Source organism: Desertivirga arenae (genome assembly GCF_017355785.1).
GTDB lineage: Bacteria > Bacteroidota > Bacteroidia > Sphingobacteriales > Sphingobacteriaceae > Desertivirga > Desertivirga arenae.
In genome coordinates this window covers 164,833-182,135 of the sequence record NZ_JAFEWE010000013.1, presented here as the reverse complement: position 1 = coordinate 182,135, position 17,303 = coordinate 164,833, and the positions used below count along the sequence as shown (strand labels likewise).

Here is a 17,303-nt window from a genome sequence, read left to right as displayed (position 1 = left end):
AACAATTGCTATATTCGAGCTAAATAAAATGTAATCCTTAATCAGGATATGTTAAGTCCTATTCAGGACGATGTCAAATTAATCCAGGACGAGTGTAAAGCTATACTAGGACTAGACATTTAAAAATTCTGGTCATTCAGAAAGGGGTCAGATTCGGGACAGGTTCGAGGCAGCTTCGGGAAAGCCCCCCATTTTTCCGAACAAAGTACCCCCTTTTCCCGAACACTCCCCGAAGAAAGTACCCTTCCTTCCGCATCTGGCCGCAAATACCCGCAATTCTCCGCAAAACGCCGCAAGGACTGGTTTCTTTCGTAAAAATTCTTTTTGACTTCCTTACATTTGTGCTGTTGGAGAGATGAAATTATCTGGCCGTTACTCAGGTGAATCATTTTTATGATACCCGAACGCAAGGGCATCTATTGCCGGAGCGCTCTGCACTACTTGTAGAATGATTGGGGGCGCTCCATAGAAGGAGTTGGGCCGGACATTACAGGACTCGGCAACAAAACCTGTAGTAGCGCTTGCAATGGAAAATACTTCCGCTTACCTAATACAAATAGTAGATCTTCTAATAATACAATTCCGTTAATTACGTATTATAGTCCGTGGCAGAATTATTAGCAATTATAGTAATTGGGGGAATTTTACTCGCCCCTCAGATCATAGCAGGGATGCTGGCTCGCAATACCGGCAGAAACTTCTGGTTTTGGTTTTTCATATCCTTCCTCATTCCTATCATTTCAATCATTATTCTGCTTAACCTGGAAGACAAGAACGAAACCAAAGGCTACAAACTAGCTGATCATGTAAAAAAGAAAAGCTAGCAAGAACGAATCAAATAGATGGGGAGGAAACACTCAACAATGACCCTTAATATAACGCATAACAACTAAGGTTTCAACTTCAAGCCGGCTACCCTAATGTTCACATTTGCCTCTGATGCGAAGATCAAACCTGTACCGACATCAATCTTCTCAGGCTTATCTCCTTTATCAAGCAGAGCAAAGCGCAATACTGATCCTCCATTAGAAGCTGTCCACTTCAAAGTCTTTCCGGCCTTAGTTTTTATCACCGGATTGCCCCGTACAGTCACCGGTTCTGAGAAAACGACATCAACTGTACGATGTACCTTTCCTATTTTGACCTCCAGAACTTCCGGTGCATCTGTTCTTTCCGGATCCCACTTATTATCAAATGTCCATTTAGCAGTAATGTCGCTTATCGAGGGAGCGCCTGCTGCTTTTGAAAGATTGTTGTTTAACCACTCGGGGTTCCCTTTTTCGGCAGAGCAATCTGCGAAATAAACTCGTCTACCCCAATGGAAATCGTCATTAGGACTAGAGGGAGCATTTGTATCTATAATATTCCTTGTGCTATCTGAGAACTGACAACCTATAAGATAAAATTGGGAGTCGCGGGGATAACGACCGAGCGGATAACTCCTGGCACCATCGAACTTAGAATTTTTAATAACGAGTTTCTTTCCCGGATCTTTTCCACCATCATGCCACAAGGCAGCTCTGGTGTCTACTTCGTAGAAGGTCGAGTTGTTGACATAACACCAGCCGCGCGGACATAAAAAATCAATATTCCCCTCGAAGTGACAATTGTCATGGTAATAATATCCTCCTCCTTCGGCCCATAAGGCAACAGTATCATTTCCGTTAGCTATAAAGTCGCAATTTTTAGTAATCACAAAAGAGCCTCGTCCGTACAAGGCGAAGGTGTGACGCCTGTGTGGATAGGTGTTGGCTATTGTAAGATTTTCGAGGACTACTCCGTTCCCAAAAATATTAAATACACCTCTTGATATGCTTTCATTTCCTGCTGGAATCGAAAATTCTATTCTCGTATTCTTTCTGCTTTCTCCAATGATGGTTACGTTAGGTCGATTGACAGTAACCTTTTCGTTGTAAACGCCATTCTTTACATATATAATGATACGGTGGGTAGATGCATTCGTAACATTAAGAAGAGCTTCTCCCAGGGTTTTGAAAGAACCGGAACCATCTTTGGCTACAATCAGATCGGGACGTAAGGTATCGATAGTCGAATCAGTCCTTCTCTTTCCAGGATGGGCTGCACCACTGGTCAAGTTCATAAAAAATATAGCCAGGGTCAGAATTAAAAACGTCCGGATCCTAGTGGTCAAAAAATAAAATAGTTGGTCTTTCATTAAATTACATAGTGTACGCTGCCGTCCAGCAATAAGTCAAAGTAGGTTCTGCGATTGGTTATTGTAGACCAAAGTTAATTGCCGTACTATGATTAGTATTATAGCATTTTTGCTAGCTTTTGTAGAATATTAAGTTGAAGATAACTTAAAAGGATCATCACCGTTAGGTAATTTCAGACTCCCTTGTTTTGTAATGGATACTCTTGTTGAAGAAATAAGACGTTGTGTAATATGTAAGGAAGGATTAGGCTGGGGGCCGAGACCCGTAGTCCAACTATCCTCATCTTCTAAAATCATTATCGTTGGTCAGGCTCCGGGACGCCGCGTTCATGAGACCGGAATTCCATGGAATGACGCTAGCGGAAAAACTTTAAGGGCATGGTTAGGAATTAATGAATCGGTATTTTATAATCCTGAATATTTTTCAATTATGCCCATGGGTTTCTGTTATCCGGGTAAAGGCAAATCAGGAGATCTGCCTCCGCGTACAGAATGCGCCCCGCTTTGGCACTCCCGTATCATGGACCTTTTTATTTCCAAACCTCTTATATTATTAATCGGACAATATGCACAACGCTATTACCTAGGGAAGAATTATAAGTCTGGACTTACAGAAACAGTCCGAGCTTATAAGGATTATCTTCCTCAATACTTTCCTTTGCCACATCCCTCCCCAAGGAACAAAAATTGGGTTAAGATAAATCCATGGTTTGAAGAGGAGGTAATTCCTGATTTAAGGGAGCGGGTTAAAGATTTGTTGAAAAGAAATTCATAGCTTTACTTTAAACTCAAAGCTATGAAATATTTGAACCTTCCCTTATTACTCCTTCTAGCTTACTCATCATCTTTCTGCCAGGAAACGGTTAAAAAGAAAAGATATCTGTTTGGGAATCTGATAGAGAAATATGAGGTTCTCAAAGACAACAAAAAGATCAGACACGGAAAAGCCTATATTTATAAGGACTCGGTGTTACTGGCAGACGGTCGCTATGAAAATGACCGAAGAGCTGGCAGATGGATCTTTTTCAGCTCTGATAAAAATATTGAGCAGATCTACGACTATAGTTCCAAAACATTAAAGGTTAATAAGCCTGCGGGTACAGTTAGCTATGATATTCCTGCCAAGCCAGGTGATACAGTTCAACATCCTGCTCTAATCGGAGGTCTCGGTACCGGTATCCCTTTCTTTATGGAACAGTTTCTGAGTTCTTTCCGTCCTCCTAGCAGTAACATAAACTGTGACCTCTATTTCATTTTACTATTGGATGAAAATGGAAATTTGAATAAATGCACTTATCAACTTAAATCAAGCGATTATAATGATTCTGGTAAATTAGAGTTCTCCAAAATGTCAGCAGAAGCTTTAGATTTTTCTCCCGCTTTTGTTAATGGAAAATCTGTAGCTTCTACAATGATTTACAAAACAAAGTATTTCACCAGAACGAGTACTATGATTTCTTCAGGTACTACCACGAGATATTAGAAAAAAAGGAATTATCTGATATTTTATAAAATTCCGGGACCTTATATACCGGAGTGACATTAAGATCAAATAAATCTAAAACTGCAGCATTGAGAGTGCAGCTACAAAACACTTTCTCAGTGCCAATTCTATTAATAGGGCTTTGAGATAGATTAGTCAAACGCTGGGCCCACGCCATTCCGTTTTTAAAATTCCTCGGTATTTATATATTTGTATCTGTAATTGTATGAGTACTAAATCTTTCACACTCGCAGTGCTTTTATGTGCACTTCTCATTTCTTTTAAAACGGGCCTGGCCCAGAACAAGAATTTTGAACAAGCTTATCTTATAACTAAGAGAGATACTATTTTCGGGTATATTCTTCGTGACAGCGAGTTAGCACTGAGCAAATCATTCTATTTCAAAAAGAGCCTTTCAGATGAAAAAATACGATACACGCCCAACAATGTTGAAGAGTTTTCTTTCGCTTCAGATTCTATAACCTTCCAAAGAATCCTGTTCCGTTTAAATCCTCAGGATACGATTGCAGAATTAAGATTTGCAAAGTTGCTTGTTAAAGGAACGACCGACTTATATAAACTTGAACTTTCTGAACAGGAACTGAAACCAATCTATCTTATTAACAACGATTACGTATACGTTCTAAGAAAAGGAGAGGAATACTTTGCGCTAAGTCAGGAGGAAAAAATTACTGACAGATTTTATAGCTTAAGAAAGAAATATACGGGAGTATTAAGGGCCTTGTTCCATGATTGTGAGAAGCTTTCCAACTTTGATTTCGATGCACTGCCATTTCAGGATGAAAGGATAATTGAAGTTACACAAAATTATAATACTTGCCTTGCCCCAAATGCAGCTTCACGGGATTATAAATATAAGGTCAAGGCTGTTTCTAAAAGTGGGATTGAAATTCAGGCAGGGTTGTTTTTGCCAAAAGATATTCCAGGCTATTTCGAAAGCAGCTCCAGTTTTTCAGCTGGTTATTTCTGGGATATATTCCGGAAAGACAAAAGTAAGCGTGGCTCGTTAAGAACAGGTATCAACTATATGTATGTGAATTACCAATACGAAAAGTATGCCTTTGAAGAACATTATTTAAGATTTCCATTATACCAGCAGCTGAACTTCCGGCCTTTTACCTCGACCGTAGTTCCATTTATAGATTTTGGCTTAACACCAATACTCTCCACCAACAATAATTTTGACTACCTGGATATCATCCCATTTGTAGAGCTTGGGGGAGGTGTTTATGTAGGGCGATTACGCTTTTCTGCAATACTAACTAATACTCGTGTTTCTTTAAAGGCCGACAAACTGTTAAGCATTGGTATTGCATGGAACCTTCGCCAATAGGAGAAATGTACTAAAAAAACCGGCTTTTACGTTTCTGTTAAAGTTTGTTAAAGCCCTTAAAGCTGTTTTAAAAGCTAGTACTTTCGAAATAATTAATAGATTGACAAATAAGAGATTTAACCTATCTTTGCAGGATGTTTAAAAACAAGCGTTTTATAACGCATTGCTTAATAATAATGATGGCTACTGCCGTTGGTTGCAAAAGCAAATTTGAGAAATTGCAGGCAAGCAACGATACTGGTAAGAAGTACCAGGAAGGTATTCGCCTATACAACAGTAAGAAATACAGTAAAGCACTTATACTATTCGACGACCTTAACCAGAAATACAGAGGTCGGGATGAAGCGGAAGACCTGGCGTTTTATTTAGCGTACACTAATTATAAATTAAAGGACTACACAACTGCCAGATATCAGTTTAAGGTATTTGCGGACACTTACCCTAATAGCCCAAAGGCAGAAGAATGCCGCTACATGTCGGCTTACTGTTATTACCTGGAGTCTCCTAACTATTCTTTGGACCAGGACAACACGGTAAAAGCCATTGATGCATTACAATTGTTCATCAATTTATACCCAAAGAGCGAAAGAGTTGCTGAGGCCAGTAAACTTATTCAGGACCTTAGGGATAAATTGGAGAAAAAGGCTTATGACAATGCCAAGCTTTATCTTACCACTGGTGGATACGATGCGCAAAATTACAGGGCAGCAGTAATTGCATTTAGAAATGTGTTAAGAGATTATCCGGATACTAAATACGCAGAGGAAATAGGATACCTAAGTATTAAAGCCCAGATCTTGTATGCGGAAAACAGTTTGGAGACTAAGCAGGAAGAGCGCTACACGGAGGCCGTTACTATGGCTGACGAATTTGCTGAGGATTTTGCAAACAGCAAATACCTGAAGGAAGTTAAGGACATGAGAAAGCAGTCTGAACACGGAATTGATCAGGCTAAAAAGATCCTTGCTGCAGAGCAGGGAACAGATAAAAAGAACGACAATAAAAAGGAAGATAATAAACAAGCTGAAAATGAGTAGCACTAAAAATACACAAGGAGTACCAACAAGTACAGTTACGCGGGATGTGCGTCAACTTGACCAAACTACTGGCAACTTATACGAGTCGCTGGTTGTTATTGCTAAAAGGGCGAATCAAATTTCTGCTAACTTAAAAGAAGAATTGCACGGCAAACTTTCTGAGTTTGCTTCTTCTAATGATAACCTTGAAGAAGTTTTCGAAAACCGTGAGCAAATTGAGATATCTAAGCATTACGAGCGTATGCCTAAGCCAAATCTTATTGCTATGGACGAATTTTTAAACGGAAAAGTTTACTACAGAAATCCTTCGAAAGAGCAGAAGTAATTTGTTCTTATTCACATATTGCCTTTTAAATTTTATACCTTCAAGGGTAAAGTTTAAAAGGCAATTTTATGTAAGTTTGAGCCTGAGAAGGGCTTTAAGCAAAAGCATAAGCCATAATCAATTGGTGGCCGGAACATTATAACGGCTTTTATTTTATGCTTGAAGGAAAAAATATCATACTAGGCATTTGTGGCAGTATTGCCTGTTATAAATCTGCTATCTTAACACGTTTACTGATTAAGGCAGGAGCAAATGTCAAAGTGATTATGACCAAAGATGCAACCCATTTCATTGGTCCACTAACACTTTCTACTCTATCTAAAAATCCGGTTTACACAGAATACTTTAACCCCACTACAGGCGAGTGGAACAATCACGTAGACCTCGCCTTATGGGCCCACTATATCCTTATTGCTCCAACGAGCGCTAATACGCTGGCAAAATTTGCTACCGGTTTATGCGATAATATTCTCACTGCTGTTTATTTATCTGCTAAATGTCCCGTATTTCTTGCTCCTGCAATGGACCTCGATATGTGGAAGCACCCTGCTACCCGTGCTAATATTCAAAAACTTCAATCTTACGGCAATATTGTAATACAACCAGGTAATGGAGAGCTTGCGAGCGGATTGGTAGGTGAAGGTAGAATGGCTGAGCCAGAAGAAATTCTCCACTTCTTGAAATCACAAGATGAGCGGAAACTTCCGTTACTGGGAAAAAAAGCTTTAGTTACAGCTGGTCCCACTTATGAAGCCATAGATCCGGTAAGGTTTATTGGAAATCACTCTTCGGGAAAAATGGGGTTTGCTATAGCCGAGGAACTTCAAAGACTGGGCGCAAAGGTTCACCTTATTAGTGGCCCAACATCTTTGAACCTATCAGGAGAGAATATCACCAGATATGATGTAGTTTCGGCGGAAGATATGCGAAGAGAGGTTGAAAAGATATTTCCAGTATGTGATATAACGGTTATGAGTGCGGCAGTAGCAGACTATAAGCCAAAACTGGTGGCTGAGAATAAGATTAAGAAAGACGAACAGGAATTCAATATAAAGCTGGTAAAAACTACGGATATCTTGTCAGGCCTGGGAAGGACAAAGAGAGACGGTCAAATTCTTGTCGGATTCGCACTGGAAACAAATAATGAGCGTGAAAACGCGTTAAAGAAGCTAGAGAAAAAAAACCTTGATTTCATAGTGCTGAATTCCTTGAATGATAAAGGTGCAGGATTCCAGTCTGATACTAATAAAATCACTATTATTGATAAACATCAGACAGAAGAAACATTTGACCTCAAATCTAAAGAGGAAGTAGCTAAGGATATTTGCAGTAAGATTTTAGCGATTATAAAATGAGAAGATACATACCCCTGATGATCCTGTTGCTTACTTTGACTATTGGAACAAAGGCTCAAGACCTTAACGCGAGGGTCCAGATCTTATCACCGCAGGTTCAGAATACGAACAAAAGACCTCTGGAGGTTTTGCAGACAGCAATAAGGGATTTTTTGAATAACCGTAAATGGTCTTCTGATAATTTCGGTTCTCAGGAAAGGATAGACTGCAATTTCGTTATTAATATCTTAGAATGGGACGGCTCGTCTAATTTCAAAGCTGAAGCACAGATCCAGTCTGCCCGCCCGGTGTACGGCAGCAGTTTTAACAGTACTGTTCTTAATTTAAGTGATAAGGAATTTGCATTTACCTACTCTGAGGGACAGCCGTTAGACTACTCCGACCAAAACTTTGTAAATAATCTTTCATCGCTTTTAGCCTACTATGCTTATATAATTATAGGTATGGATTATGATACGTTTTCGAAGATGGGAGGAAGCCAGTATTATGCAAAAGCGCAGAACGTTGTCAACAACGCACAAAACGCAGCTTTTATAGGCTGGAAGGCTTTTGAATCAATGAAAAACCGATATTGGCTAGTTGAAAACCTTACCAATAAAGACTATAATCCTGTAAGGGAAGTTTTGTATGAGTACCATAGGAATGGTCTTGACCTGATGTATGATAATCAAAACAAGGGCCGGAAGAATATTCTGGGTTTGCTTCCAACCTTGCAAAGGATTGATAAGCAGAAGCAGGGTGCCATGATTAACCAGGTATTTTTCACTTCAAAAGCGAATGAATTGGTGAATATATTAAGTCAGGCTGCACCACAGGAAAGAGTAAAGTCTTACAATATTTTAAGTGTTCTGGATCCTGCAAATATTACCAAGTACGAGATATTGAAAAAAAATTAGCAATTCAATTGCTAACATCAACTTGAAACTTTTTACTTGTTCAACAATTAATCATCTAACAATAACTAAACAAGTCCTAGCTGCATAAAGATGCTTAGTCGCCTTACAATCAGAAATTACGCTTTAATTGAAAATCTTGATATCAACTTTTCTAAGAACCTGAACATCATTACAGGTGAAACAGGAGCTGGAAAATCTATTATCCTTGGGGCCCTTTCTCTGATCCTGGGACAAAGAGCAGAGAGTAAATACTTTTATAATCAGCAGAAAAAATGTGTTATTGAAGGATATTTTCACATTGGTAATTATGCGCTGGGTAATTTCTTTGAGGAAAAAGACCTGGATCTGGAGCAGGAGACGGTACTTAGAAGGGAAATATCCGCTGATGGCAAATCCCGGGCATTTGTGAACGACACCCCTGTTAATCTTACTACCTTACGAGAGTTGGGTGAAAGGCTGATCGATATTCACTCTCAGCATGCTACTCTTGAAATAAACGATGAAGGTTTTCAACTACTGGTTGTAGATACTCTGGCTGCTAATGAAACACTTTTACAGAATTACCAGAAGAACTACAAAGCATATCGCAAATCGGTTAACCGTCTGAAAGAACTGGAAGAGATCAATGCTCAATCTAAGTCAGATCAGGATTATTTTCAGTTTCAGTTTGAGGAACTTGATCAGGCTAACTTGGCTGAAGACGAACAGGATGGTTTGGAACAGGAGCTTAACAGCCTTACTCATGCGGAGGAAATCAAGAAAAATCTTCTTGCTGCCTCATTTGTATTAAGCGAAGACGAGAGATCAGTACTTTTAAATTTGAAAGAGGCTTTAAATCAGTTGCAACAGATTGAGAAGTTTTTGCCTGATGCAGGTAGTTTAACAGAACGCTTGCAAAGCAGTTTGATTGAGATCAAAGATATCCAGTCGGAGATAGAAACGCTGGAGCAAGGCACCTATATAGATGAGGAAAGGCTTTCGGAGGTAAATGAAAGGTTGGATCTTATCTATAAACTTCAAAAGAAACACCGTGTTGGAAGTAATAAAGAATTAATTGCGATCAGGGAGAGCCTTTCAGAAAAGCTTAATTCAATCTCTTCATCTGAAGAAGAGTTGGATAAACTGAAGATCGAAATTGAGCATTTAAGAGCAGAGCTGGTAGTATTGTCCGATACGCTATCTGCAAGTCGGAACGAAGTGATTCCTTCTATAGAAGCAAAGGTGAAAGAGATGCTTGCTGATGTAGGAATGCCTAATTCGGTATTAAAGATAGAGAACGTCCTTCTGTCTGAAGATGAGTTTAACAGCAATGGCAGAAACAAAGTTCAGTTCTTATTCTCGGCTAACAAAGGTCAGGAACCTGCGCCAATGAATAAAGTAGCGTCGGGAGGTGAGCTTTCAAGATTGATGCTAGCGATAAAATCTCTGATCTCCCGTCATATTGCTTTACCGACTATTATATTCGACGAGATCGATACGGGTATATCAGGAGAAGTAGCTCAGAAAGTGGGCCGTATCATGGAACGGCTCTCGGAAAGCATGCAGGTACTGGCCATTACTCACCTTCCGCAAATTGCCAGCAAGGGTAATGCGCATTACTGGGTTTATAAGGATGACAGAGAAGATATTACTCATACCAATATCCGAGAGCTTTCAACGGATGAGCGGGTTCTTGAAATTGCAAAAATGCTAAGTGGTGAGAACCCTGGAGAGTTTGCCCTGCAACATGCAAAGGAATTGCTGGAAGGATAGGTAGAGTTACGATTTTAGATTTACGAATTACGATTTTGGAAATACTGTTGACGAGTATTTCAAGCGTAGTAGACAACCATTTGAAGCTATAAGACTGAATTCTTAAATCTTTGGACCGAAATCAATTAGTTTCCTTATTTTAGCCCACCAAATTATTTGATAATGGCTTACAACTTATTAAAAGGTAAACGCGGCATTATTACAGGTGCTTTAAATGAAAACTCGATTGCCTGGAAGGTGGCAGAAAAAGCGCATGAGGAAGGTGCTACCTTTGTTCTTACCAATGCTCCTGTTGCAATGCGCATGGGAGAAATAAATGCCTTAGCAGAAAAAACTAATTCTCAGGTTATTCCTGCCGATGCAACCAGTATTGAAGATTTAACAAACTTATTTACTCAATCACAAGAAGTACTTGGAGGTAAAATAGACTTCGTTCTTCACTCTATTGGTATGAGTGTTAATATGCGTAAGAATATCCCTTACACAGAATCTAATTACGATTACTTTTTAAAAGGTATTGATATATCTGCACTTTCATTCCACAAAATGCTAAGTGTTGCAAGACAACTCGATGCAATTAGCGAATGGGGTAGTGTTGTGGCTTTAACTTATATGGCCGCCCAGCGTACTTATCCTTTTTATACTGACATGGCTGATATCAAGTCTATGCTAGAGTCTATTGCCCGCAGCTTTGGATACCACTATGGTGTTGAGAAAAAAGTGAGAATCAATACCGTTTCTCAGTCCCCAACCAAAACAACTGCAGGTACTGGAATCAAAGGCTTTGGTGATTTCTTTGATTATGCAGATGCAATTTCCCCTCTTGGAAATGCTGATGCAGCCTCTTGTGCCGACTTCTGTGTGGCTCTATTCTCTGATCTAACCAGAATGGTTACGATGCAAAACTTATTCCACGATGGTGGTTACTCCACTACAGGTGTAAGTGCAGAAGTACTGAATAAAATGGGCATTACAAGCTAATAAAGACAAAAACAACACAACATAAAAGCCGGCGCTGATTACAGGCCGGCTTCTTTATTTATATTCAGAATTGGGATTCTACAAGTATTATCTTCGCTGTTATTGTTTGTCCCGGAGGGGAAATAGTGACACCGGGGTCAGAGCTTTCCAAGCCTAGGTCAATATGTCCCGGACTGGAGGTGAACCTATAGGATACACCATTGGAAACTTGGGGTAGCTTCTCATATGTTCTGTTTCCGAAAGTTAAATAGACAAGAACACCTCCCCTTTCGTTAAACTCATTCGTAATTTCGGGCATATCAACCGTAGCGAAATAGCTTTTACCCCCATTTGTCGACGTCCAACTTGTTGCTGGAACATTAACAATGATCGTCCTGTTATCAATAACGTCAACATACTCATTCTTCTGACATGCTGAGAAGAGGAGTAGTAATGGTGCAAGTAAGGTCAGATAAAGTTTCATAATCTAAGTGTGTGTTTTACTTAGACGACAGCTATCCTTCCTTTGTAACAGAAAAAAATACTTTTTTTTCCAATACCACAGCCTTCTCAACTAAGGCGTGGTTAGAGCGACAGGGATTACCTTTCCATTGAAAAACTTATGCCCAGTCAATGCAAAATCTGCAATATATTTTCCCATTTCAAAAGCCATTACCGGGGAGGTGTATCCAGGAAAGGCCTGCTCCAACATCTCTGTTTGTGCAGATCCGAGGGCAAGACAATTAAAGCGCATATTCCGCTCTGCGTATTCTGCAGCTAAACATTCAGTAAGAGTATGTAAAGCAGCCTTACTGGCTGAATAAGCAGCCAGACCAGGGAATTTAGCACTATGTTGATACCCTCCCATGCTACCAATGTTTACGACATGTGCCCCTTCATTTAACAGCGGCAACATATTCTGAATCATTTTAACATGCCCTAGCAGATTGCTCTGTAACATCTCGACAAAATCAATTTGTGTAGTTTCAGCGAAAGGTTTGTTGATCAATTGCCCTGCATTATTTATCAATACATCAATGCTTCCGATACGTTCTTGTACAAAATTAGCCAGGGAACTGTAATCGTCGTGAACGATATCGAACTTTGCAGGAAACAAGTTCGCTTCCGGATTCAGATCCTTTGCAATTTCATATAATCTTTTTAGCTTATCCTGGGAGCGTGCAAGTGCAATTACTTCATTATCATTTTTTAAGATCAGCTCAAGAACTGCTTCAAATCCAACTCCGCTACTTGCCCCTGTTATAAGAATTTTCATCGTTTATACATTTATAGTTAAGATCCTGAACAGCCATACTAAAACTGTACCTTTTGGCTGCGAAAGTAAATAATATTACTTAAACGCTGTGGTGAAATGATGGTGTGCCCCAAAAGCTTAATTTTGACCTCTAAAGAAAGGTTTTACTTAAATATGAGCCGTAGTTATAGGCAGGAAGATTTAAAACTGTAGCTTTGCAAATTATTTTCAAGGTAGATTTGCTTTCCTGAATAACGCAGGTACCACTTGGCCTTGAGTTCATAACACGTGCATGAGACATATTCTGGTTACAGGCGGAGCTGGATTTATTGGTAGTAATCTGATTAAAGAATTACTGAAAGACCCAGATACTTACGTTAGCTGTATAGATAACTTTGATCCTTTCTATTCCATTGAGCAGAAAAGATTAAATATAAAGCCATTCTTAGAGAATGGAAACTTCGAATTTATTGAGGGTGATATCCGGAATATTGAGGACTTAAGGAAAATTGAGAACGTTAATATTATAGTACATCTGGCAGCAAAGGCTGGGGTAAGACCTAGTATTAATAACCCTGTCTTGTACCAGGATGTCAACGTTAGCGGAACACAAACCCTGCTTGAATTTGCGAAGGAAAGAGGGATTAAACAGTTTGTTTTTGCTTCCTCAAGCAGCGTGTATGGTGTAAACCAGAATGTGCCATGGCATGAGGAAGAGAAACTACTTCCAATTAGTCCTTATGCATCAACAAAGCTTTCAGGAGAGATGCTAGGTCATGTTTACAGTCACCTTTACGGAATTCGCTTTATTGCATTAAGGTTCTTTACCGTGTATGGACCAGGGCAACGCCCTGACCTGGCTATCCACAAGTTTTTTAAATCAATCTTGAAGGGCCAACCTATCCCCGTTTATGGCGATGGTAGTACCAGCAGGGATTACACGTATGTTGCTGATACTGTAAAAGGGGTGTTAGCAGCAATAGATTACGAAAAAAGTAGTTTTGAAATTATCAATCTCGGTAACAGAAAGACAGTTACCCTGAGCGAGCTGATTGAAGCTGTAGAGGAAACTTGCGGTCAGAAAGCAATTATTGACAGACAAGCAGAACAGCCAGGTGACGTTCCTCAAACTTATGCTAATATAACAAAAGCACAGGAGCTTCTTGGATATAACCCTTCAACTAATCTAAAGGACGGACTACAGTCATTTTTTGAGTGGTTTAAGCAGAAGGAGACTGTTGTTCAATAGAGCGGTCTGCCTCCTTTTCGAATTGCGCTGCTTCTTCGTCACTAGGCGGGTTGGCAAATTCGTTTGAGCGATAAACAAAATACATTCCTGGTAAAGCTGCAATGGTAGAAACAATAAAAAACGCCAGGGTAACAAAGACAGCCAGCGACTGATCCATATTAAAGATGCTGGAAGCATGGGTCATAACGTACTCTCTTAATCCGAAGCCTCCAAAGGTTACTGGAATAATAGTGGCCACTGAAGCAACAAGGAAACTGAATAAGTAAGGTGAAAATTTACCAACAAATTGCTGCGATAGAAGGATACAGATCACGGCAAGTAACTGAAAGGATTGTACGACTAAAGCTTTGGACTGCGCTGGTAAAAAGCATTTGGAGTAGTCGGGGAAAAACTTCCTAAGAACAACGTAATAAACAATTGTACCAAGCACCAGGATAGCAATTGGAAGTGCAAGCGCGATCTTTACCTGAGGAATCAAAATAATCAGAACAACACACAATGTTCCTATAGCCCATAGGCCACTTAAACGATCTAAGAACAAGGCTAGAAAGATACGCTTCGTGGGCAACTGATATTTTTTTCTGAGGATATAGATTTTGAAACCGTCTCCTCCTATTCCACCTGGAAGGAAAACGTTATAAAATAGGCCAAGAAGGTATAAGCGAAGGTTGTAGCCATAACTTATCTCCATCCCAATGCTTTTTAAAAAGTCTAATAAACGCCAGGAGGAAAATATCTGGGAAAGACAATAAGCAACAAGAGCTAAAAAGATATACAGAGGATCGCTTTTCAGGAAAATGTTTTTTACCTGAACAAAATCGATCTTTCTTGAGATAAGGAAGATCAACAGGATTGTTACCGCGATCTTTAATAAGATCTTAGCGGCATTAGTTAGCTTCTTCTTGTCCATTAAACACTCTTCTTACCTGATATGTCTTGCGGTTAGTTCCTTCAAAGTATGTACGAATATTTATCTCGGCTAATATTCCTATGGTTATCAGCTGAATTCCTCCCAGAAGAAAAATCAGACCGAGGATAAGAATAGGCTTCCCCCAAATATCATGTCCCATAATTTTTAATCCAAGCAGGTATAAATTAATGACAATCCCCAGGAAAAGCGCAATAAAACCAAGTGAGCCGAAAAGGTGCATAGGTTTCTGGATATACTTACGGAAGAAAACCATGGTGATCAAATCTGACATCACCTTAAATGTTCTGTTCAATCCGTATTTAGATTTTCCAAACATCCGTGCGTGGTGCTTTACGTCTACCTGAGTGATATTTGCACCCTGCAATTTTGCTAATACAGGAATAAAGCGGTGGAGCTCTCCGTAAATTCCAAGATCTTCCGCAATTTCCCTCTTAAAGACTTTCAGCGTGCAGCCATAATCCTTAATATATACGCCGGTCATCCTTCTGATAAGAGCATTTGCGATTTTTGAAGGAATTTTGCGAAGGAAAACACCGTCCTGACGATTCTTTCTATTTCCGGCAACAACATCCCAATCTTCATCCTTCAACTTTTGCAGCATAAAAGGAATATCAGAAGGATCATTCTGAAGGTCGCCGTCAAGCAGGGCTACATATTTGCCAGTAGTATGATCAATTCCAGCCGTCATAGCCGTACTCTGTCCGTAATTCTTTCTCAACTCAACCAGCACAATGCGGTCATCTGCCTGTTTCTTAATTTCCCTCTGAGTTCCGTCACTCGACCCGTCGTCTACAAAAACTACTTCATAATCTATCCCATTCAATGCATTACGAATAGCGTCAATCAATGGAGTAATATTCTCTCGCTCGTTTAAAACTGTAATTACTACAGAAAGTTCCCTCATTGTACTTTAAATAATTTCAGATTGCCTTCAAATGTCTTAAGCAAGACTGCAGCAGGATTTTTCAAATCGCGGTCAAAGGTAAGATAATAACCTGGCTTGCTATCCACCTCAGTAAATTTAACCTTCGAGCCTCTACTTCTCTCAATGTAAAAAATAAGCCTGTCGTGAAAAGGAATGCTTACAACTTCAGGATGGTATTGGTAGAAATAGAATGCTGCGTTAGTGCTGGTCTTCCCCATTTCAGTACACACTGTTTTGTAATAATTGCCTTCATGTTTAGCATTCCGCTCGGGAAGAATAAATAAGCTGAATCCCAACCTTACGAAAATAAGCAGAGCCAGGAAAGGAATGATCTTGTAGTTCTTCGCCTTCCATATTGCCAGCAGACTTACTCCAATTAAGACTGTTATAAAAATTGCTTTAACAAGCAGGAAAGACACTGATGGTAGTTTGCCTGCTATTACAGCAATTGGAACCGCCAGCAACACCAGGATACCTATTACCAGGAAAATAACGTTAACTATTTTATCAAGCAATGGAATTTTTTTCCGATAGGTAAAGTAAGCATGCGTAAATACTATAGTAACCAGAGGATAAAGCATTAATAAATACCGTGGACGAGTTTCTGGTGAGAGCCAGTAAACCCAAATGTTTGCAAGAAAGATCAGGCAAATAAATTTCAGAAATTCATTTTTCCTGATGCCCCTAAGGAATTCTCTATGAAAACAAAAAAGCAGCATAAGACTGACGGGGAACAGATGACTTAAATGCTCCACGGGAAACATTAAAAGATGTTTTATACTTTTTGCCAGCCCTGCCCTACCCGCCGTCCTTTGACTACTTTGATCCCAAATGGTGGCGAAGTAGCCTTCGAGGTTTGGATTATGCAGCGAGTAGTTATAGAAATATGCAGCTATTATGAACAAACAGATGATGCCAGATAGTATGTGTTGCCAGCTGAAAAACTTTTTAAAATTACGGGTGTAAAGCAGAAGTGTTATTATACTAAAGCCCTGGAAAACAATAGAAGGCAAACCCTTACATAGAAAAGTTATAGCAGTAATGATGTAAGTTGATAAAAAGAGCAGGAACCATTGCTTTCTCTGGTAGAAATAGAACATGCACATGAACGAGATAAAGGTAAGCCAGGAATAGAAAATATCTATATGACCAAGCATGGAATCGTATAGGAGCATCCTGCCGTTTAGCATAAACAACATTCCACTTACCAGAGCTATCCGTTTGTCTTTCAGGAAATAATTAACCGAGGCAAAAATAGTTATTGCAAACAGAAACATCGGAATTTCGGCTGGCAACCGTGTTATAAATTCTGAATAGCTTCCCGAAATCAGGTATAATGCAGCCAGCAACCAATTATAAAGCGGGGGCTTATTGTAGTAATATTCTCCCCCAACCGTTGGTACCGAATAATTCTTGCTAAGGATCATTTCTAGTGCAACATTAGCCCTGGTGGGTTCGTCGGCAAACAGTGGTAACAATCCAAGATTAATAAAAAAGGCAGGAATTGCCAGTATTATAAGAAAGGTGAAGACCCTTTCCGGATACTTTTCGAAATAGTTATCGATTGACTGCATTTAAGGCAGCAAAGATAGAAAAAGCTCGGTT

General features: G+C 39.6%; 17 protein-coding genes. 11 read left to right on the top strand and 6 right to left on the bottom strand.

Going from position 1 to position 17,303, the window contains the following annotated elements:
* Window positions 1-605 precede the first annotated feature (605 nt).
* The gene (locus J4N24_RS20300) at window positions 606-824 is read left to right on the top strand and encodes a hypothetical protein (protein WP_207424036.1); all 219 of its coding nucleotides are present in this window, start codon (window positions 606-608) and stop codon (window positions 822-824) included.
* A gap of 65 nt (window positions 825-889) precedes the next feature.
* Here the strand turns inward: J4N24_RS20300 and J4N24_RS20295 are convergent, their stop codons facing one another.
* Window positions 890-2,101 (bottom strand): pectinesterase family protein, encoded by a 1,212-nt coding sequence (locus J4N24_RS20295; protein WP_207535558.1) that lies wholly within the window; start codon window positions 2,099-2,101, stop codon window positions 890-892.
* A gap of 268 nt (window positions 2,102-2,369) precedes the next feature.
* On the opposite strand from J4N24_RS20295, the gene J4N24_RS20290 reads away from it, so the two are divergent.
* The 9 genes from J4N24_RS20290 (at window position 2,370) to J4N24_RS20250 (ending at window position 11,359) form a co-directional block, all read left to right on the top strand.
* Entirely contained in the window at window positions 2,370-2,951 is a 582-nt protein-coding gene (locus J4N24_RS20290; RefSeq protein WP_207535557.1) for a uracil-DNA glycosylase family protein, read from the top strand.
* 21 nt (window positions 2,952-2,972) lie between these two features.
* A complete protein-coding gene (locus tag J4N24_RS20285) occupies window positions 2,973-3,659 on the top strand; it encodes a hypothetical protein (protein WP_207535556.1) in 687 nt (228 codons plus the stop codon).
* 226 nt (window positions 3,660-3,885) lie between these two features.
* Window positions 3,886-5,013, top strand: coding sequence for a hypothetical protein (locus J4N24_RS20280; RefSeq protein WP_207535555.1), 1,128 nt, complete (start codon window positions 3,886-3,888; stop codon window positions 5,011-5,013).
* A 134-nt stretch (window positions 5,014-5,147) separates the two neighbouring features.
* On the top strand, window positions 5,148-6,050 hold the full coding sequence (locus J4N24_RS20275; protein ID WP_207535554.1) for an outer membrane protein assembly factor BamD: 903 nt from the start codon (window positions 5,148-5,150) through the stop codon (window positions 6,048-6,050).
* Window positions 6,043-6,375, top strand: coding sequence for a DNA-directed RNA polymerase subunit omega (locus tag J4N24_RS20270; protein WP_207535553.1), 333 nt, complete (start codon window positions 6,043-6,045; stop codon window positions 6,373-6,375). The genes J4N24_RS20275 and J4N24_RS20270 overlap by 8 nt, the downstream gene beginning before the upstream one ends.
* Before the next feature lie 155 nt (window positions 6,376-6,530).
* Window positions 6,531-7,730 (top strand): bifunctional phosphopantothenoylcysteine decarboxylase/phosphopantothenate--cysteine ligase CoaBC, encoded by a 1,200-nt coding sequence (gene coaBC / locus J4N24_RS20265; protein ID WP_207535552.1) that lies wholly within the window; start codon window positions 6,531-6,533, stop codon window positions 7,728-7,730.
* A complete protein-coding gene (gene porD / locus J4N24_RS20260) occupies window positions 7,727-8,626 on the top strand; it encodes a type IX secretion system protein PorD (RefSeq protein WP_207535551.1) in 900 nt (299 codons plus the stop codon). Before coaBC ends, porD begins: the two co-directional genes overlap by 4 nt.
* Before the next feature lie 90 nt (window positions 8,627-8,716).
* Complete coding sequence (recN, locus tag J4N24_RS20255; protein ID WP_207535550.1) at window positions 8,717-10,378, top strand: DNA repair protein RecN; 1,662 nt, start codon at window positions 8,717-8,719, stop codon at window positions 10,376-10,378.
* A gap of 162 nt (window positions 10,379-10,540) precedes the next feature.
* Window positions 10,541-11,359 (top strand): enoyl-ACP reductase FabI, encoded by an 819-nt coding sequence (locus tag J4N24_RS20250; RefSeq protein ID WP_207535549.1) that lies wholly within the window; start codon window positions 10,541-10,543, stop codon window positions 11,357-11,359.
* Window positions 11,360-11,423: 64 nt separating this feature from the next.
* Here the strand turns inward: J4N24_RS20250 and J4N24_RS20245 are convergent, their stop codons facing one another.
* Both J4N24_RS20245 and J4N24_RS20240 read right to left on the bottom strand, forming a co-directional pair.
* Window positions 11,424-11,822: a hypothetical protein gene (locus tag J4N24_RS20245; protein WP_207535548.1), complete on the bottom strand. Its 399-nt coding sequence runs from the start codon at window positions 11,820-11,822 to the stop codon at window positions 11,424-11,426.
* A gap of 90 nt (window positions 11,823-11,912) precedes the next feature.
* A complete protein-coding gene (locus J4N24_RS20240; protein WP_207535547.1) occupies window positions 11,913-12,614 on the bottom strand; it encodes an SDR family NAD(P)-dependent oxidoreductase in 702 nt (233 codons plus the stop codon).
* 271 nt (window positions 12,615-12,885) lie between these two features.
* Here J4N24_RS20240 and J4N24_RS20235 point away from each other — a divergent pair, with 271 nt between their 5' ends.
* The gene (locus tag J4N24_RS20235) at window positions 12,886-13,842 is read left to right on the top strand and encodes a GDP-mannose 4,6-dehydratase (RefSeq protein WP_207535546.1); all 957 of its coding nucleotides are present in this window, start codon (window positions 12,886-12,888) and stop codon (window positions 13,840-13,842) included.
* Here the strand turns inward: J4N24_RS20235 and J4N24_RS20230 are convergent.
* Genes J4N24_RS20230 through J4N24_RS20220 form a run of 3 tightly spaced genes read right to left on the bottom strand, consistent with a single transcriptional unit; the run spans window position 13,814 to window position 17,272 of the window.
* A complete protein-coding gene (locus J4N24_RS20230) occupies window positions 13,814-14,752 on the bottom strand; it encodes a lysylphosphatidylglycerol synthase transmembrane domain-containing protein (RefSeq protein WP_207535545.1) in 939 nt (312 codons plus the stop codon). The genes J4N24_RS20235 and J4N24_RS20230 overlap by 29 nt on opposite strands.
* On the bottom strand, window positions 14,730-15,677 hold the full coding sequence (locus tag J4N24_RS20225; protein WP_207535544.1) for a glycosyltransferase family 2 protein: 948 nt from the start codon (window positions 15,675-15,677) through the stop codon (window positions 14,730-14,732). Before J4N24_RS20225 ends, J4N24_RS20230 begins: the two co-directional genes overlap by 23 nt.
* Window positions 15,674-17,272 (bottom strand): ArnT family glycosyltransferase, encoded by a 1,599-nt coding sequence (locus J4N24_RS20220; RefSeq protein WP_207535543.1) that lies wholly within the window; start codon window positions 17,270-17,272, stop codon window positions 15,674-15,676. Before J4N24_RS20220 ends, J4N24_RS20225 begins: the two co-directional genes overlap by 4 nt.
* Window positions 17,273-17,303 lie beyond the last annotated feature (31 nt).

Excerpts from the sequence above, each read along its gene's own strand:
- J4N24_RS20295 (WP_207535558.1), bottom strand. The coding sequence starts at position 2,101 with ATGAACTTGACCAGTGGTGCAGCCCATCCTGGAAAGAGAAGGACTGAT.
- J4N24_RS20290 (WP_207535557.1), top strand. The coding sequence starts at position 2,370 with ATGGATACTCTTGTTGAAGAAATAAGACGTTGTGTAATATGTAAGGAA.
- J4N24_RS20285 (WP_207535556.1), top strand. The coding sequence starts at position 2,973 with ATGAAATATTTGAACCTTCCCTTATTACTCCTTCTAGCTTACTCATCA.
- J4N24_RS20280 (WP_207535555.1), top strand. The coding sequence starts at position 3,886 with ATGAGTACTAAATCTTTCACACTCGCAGTGCTTTTATGTGCACTTCTC.
- J4N24_RS20275 (WP_207535554.1), top strand. The coding sequence starts at position 5,148 with ATGTTTAAAAACAAGCGTTTTATAACGCATTGCTTAATAATAATGATG.
- J4N24_RS20270 (WP_207535553.1), top strand. The coding sequence starts at position 6,043 with ATGAGTAGCACTAAAAATACACAAGGAGTACCAACAAGTACAGTTACG.
- coaBC (WP_207535552.1), top strand. The coding sequence starts at position 6,531 with ATGCTTGAAGGAAAAAATATCATACTAGGCATTTGTGGCAGTATTGCC.
- porD (WP_207535551.1), top strand. The coding sequence starts at position 7,727 with ATGAGAAGATACATACCCCTGATGATCCTGTTGCTTACTTTGACTATT.
- recN (WP_207535550.1), top strand. The coding sequence starts at position 8,717 with ATGCTTAGTCGCCTTACAATCAGAAATTACGCTTTAATTGAAAATCTT.
- J4N24_RS20250 (WP_207535549.1), top strand. The coding sequence starts at position 10,541 with ATGGCTTACAACTTATTAAAAGGTAAACGCGGCATTATTACAGGTGCT.
- J4N24_RS20245 (WP_207535548.1), bottom strand. The coding sequence starts at position 11,822 with ATGAAACTTTATCTGACCTTACTTGCACCATTACTACTCCTCTTCTCA.
- J4N24_RS20240 (WP_207535547.1), bottom strand. The coding sequence starts at position 12,614 with ATGAAAATTCTTATAACAGGGGCAAGTAGCGGAGTTGGATTTGAAGCA.
- J4N24_RS20235 (WP_207535546.1), top strand. The coding sequence starts at position 12,886 with ATGAGACATATTCTGGTTACAGGCGGAGCTGGATTTATTGGTAGTAAT.
- J4N24_RS20230 (WP_207535545.1), bottom strand. The coding sequence starts at position 14,752 with ATGGACAAGAAGAAGCTAACTAATGCCGCTAAGATCTTATTAAAGATC.
- J4N24_RS20225 (WP_207535544.1), bottom strand. The coding sequence starts at position 15,677 with ATGAGGGAACTTTCTGTAGTAATTACAGTTTTAAACGAGCGAGAGAAT.
- J4N24_RS20220 (WP_207535543.1), bottom strand. The coding sequence starts at position 17,272 with ATGCAGTCAATCGATAACTATTTCGAAAAGTATCCGGAAAGGGTCTTC.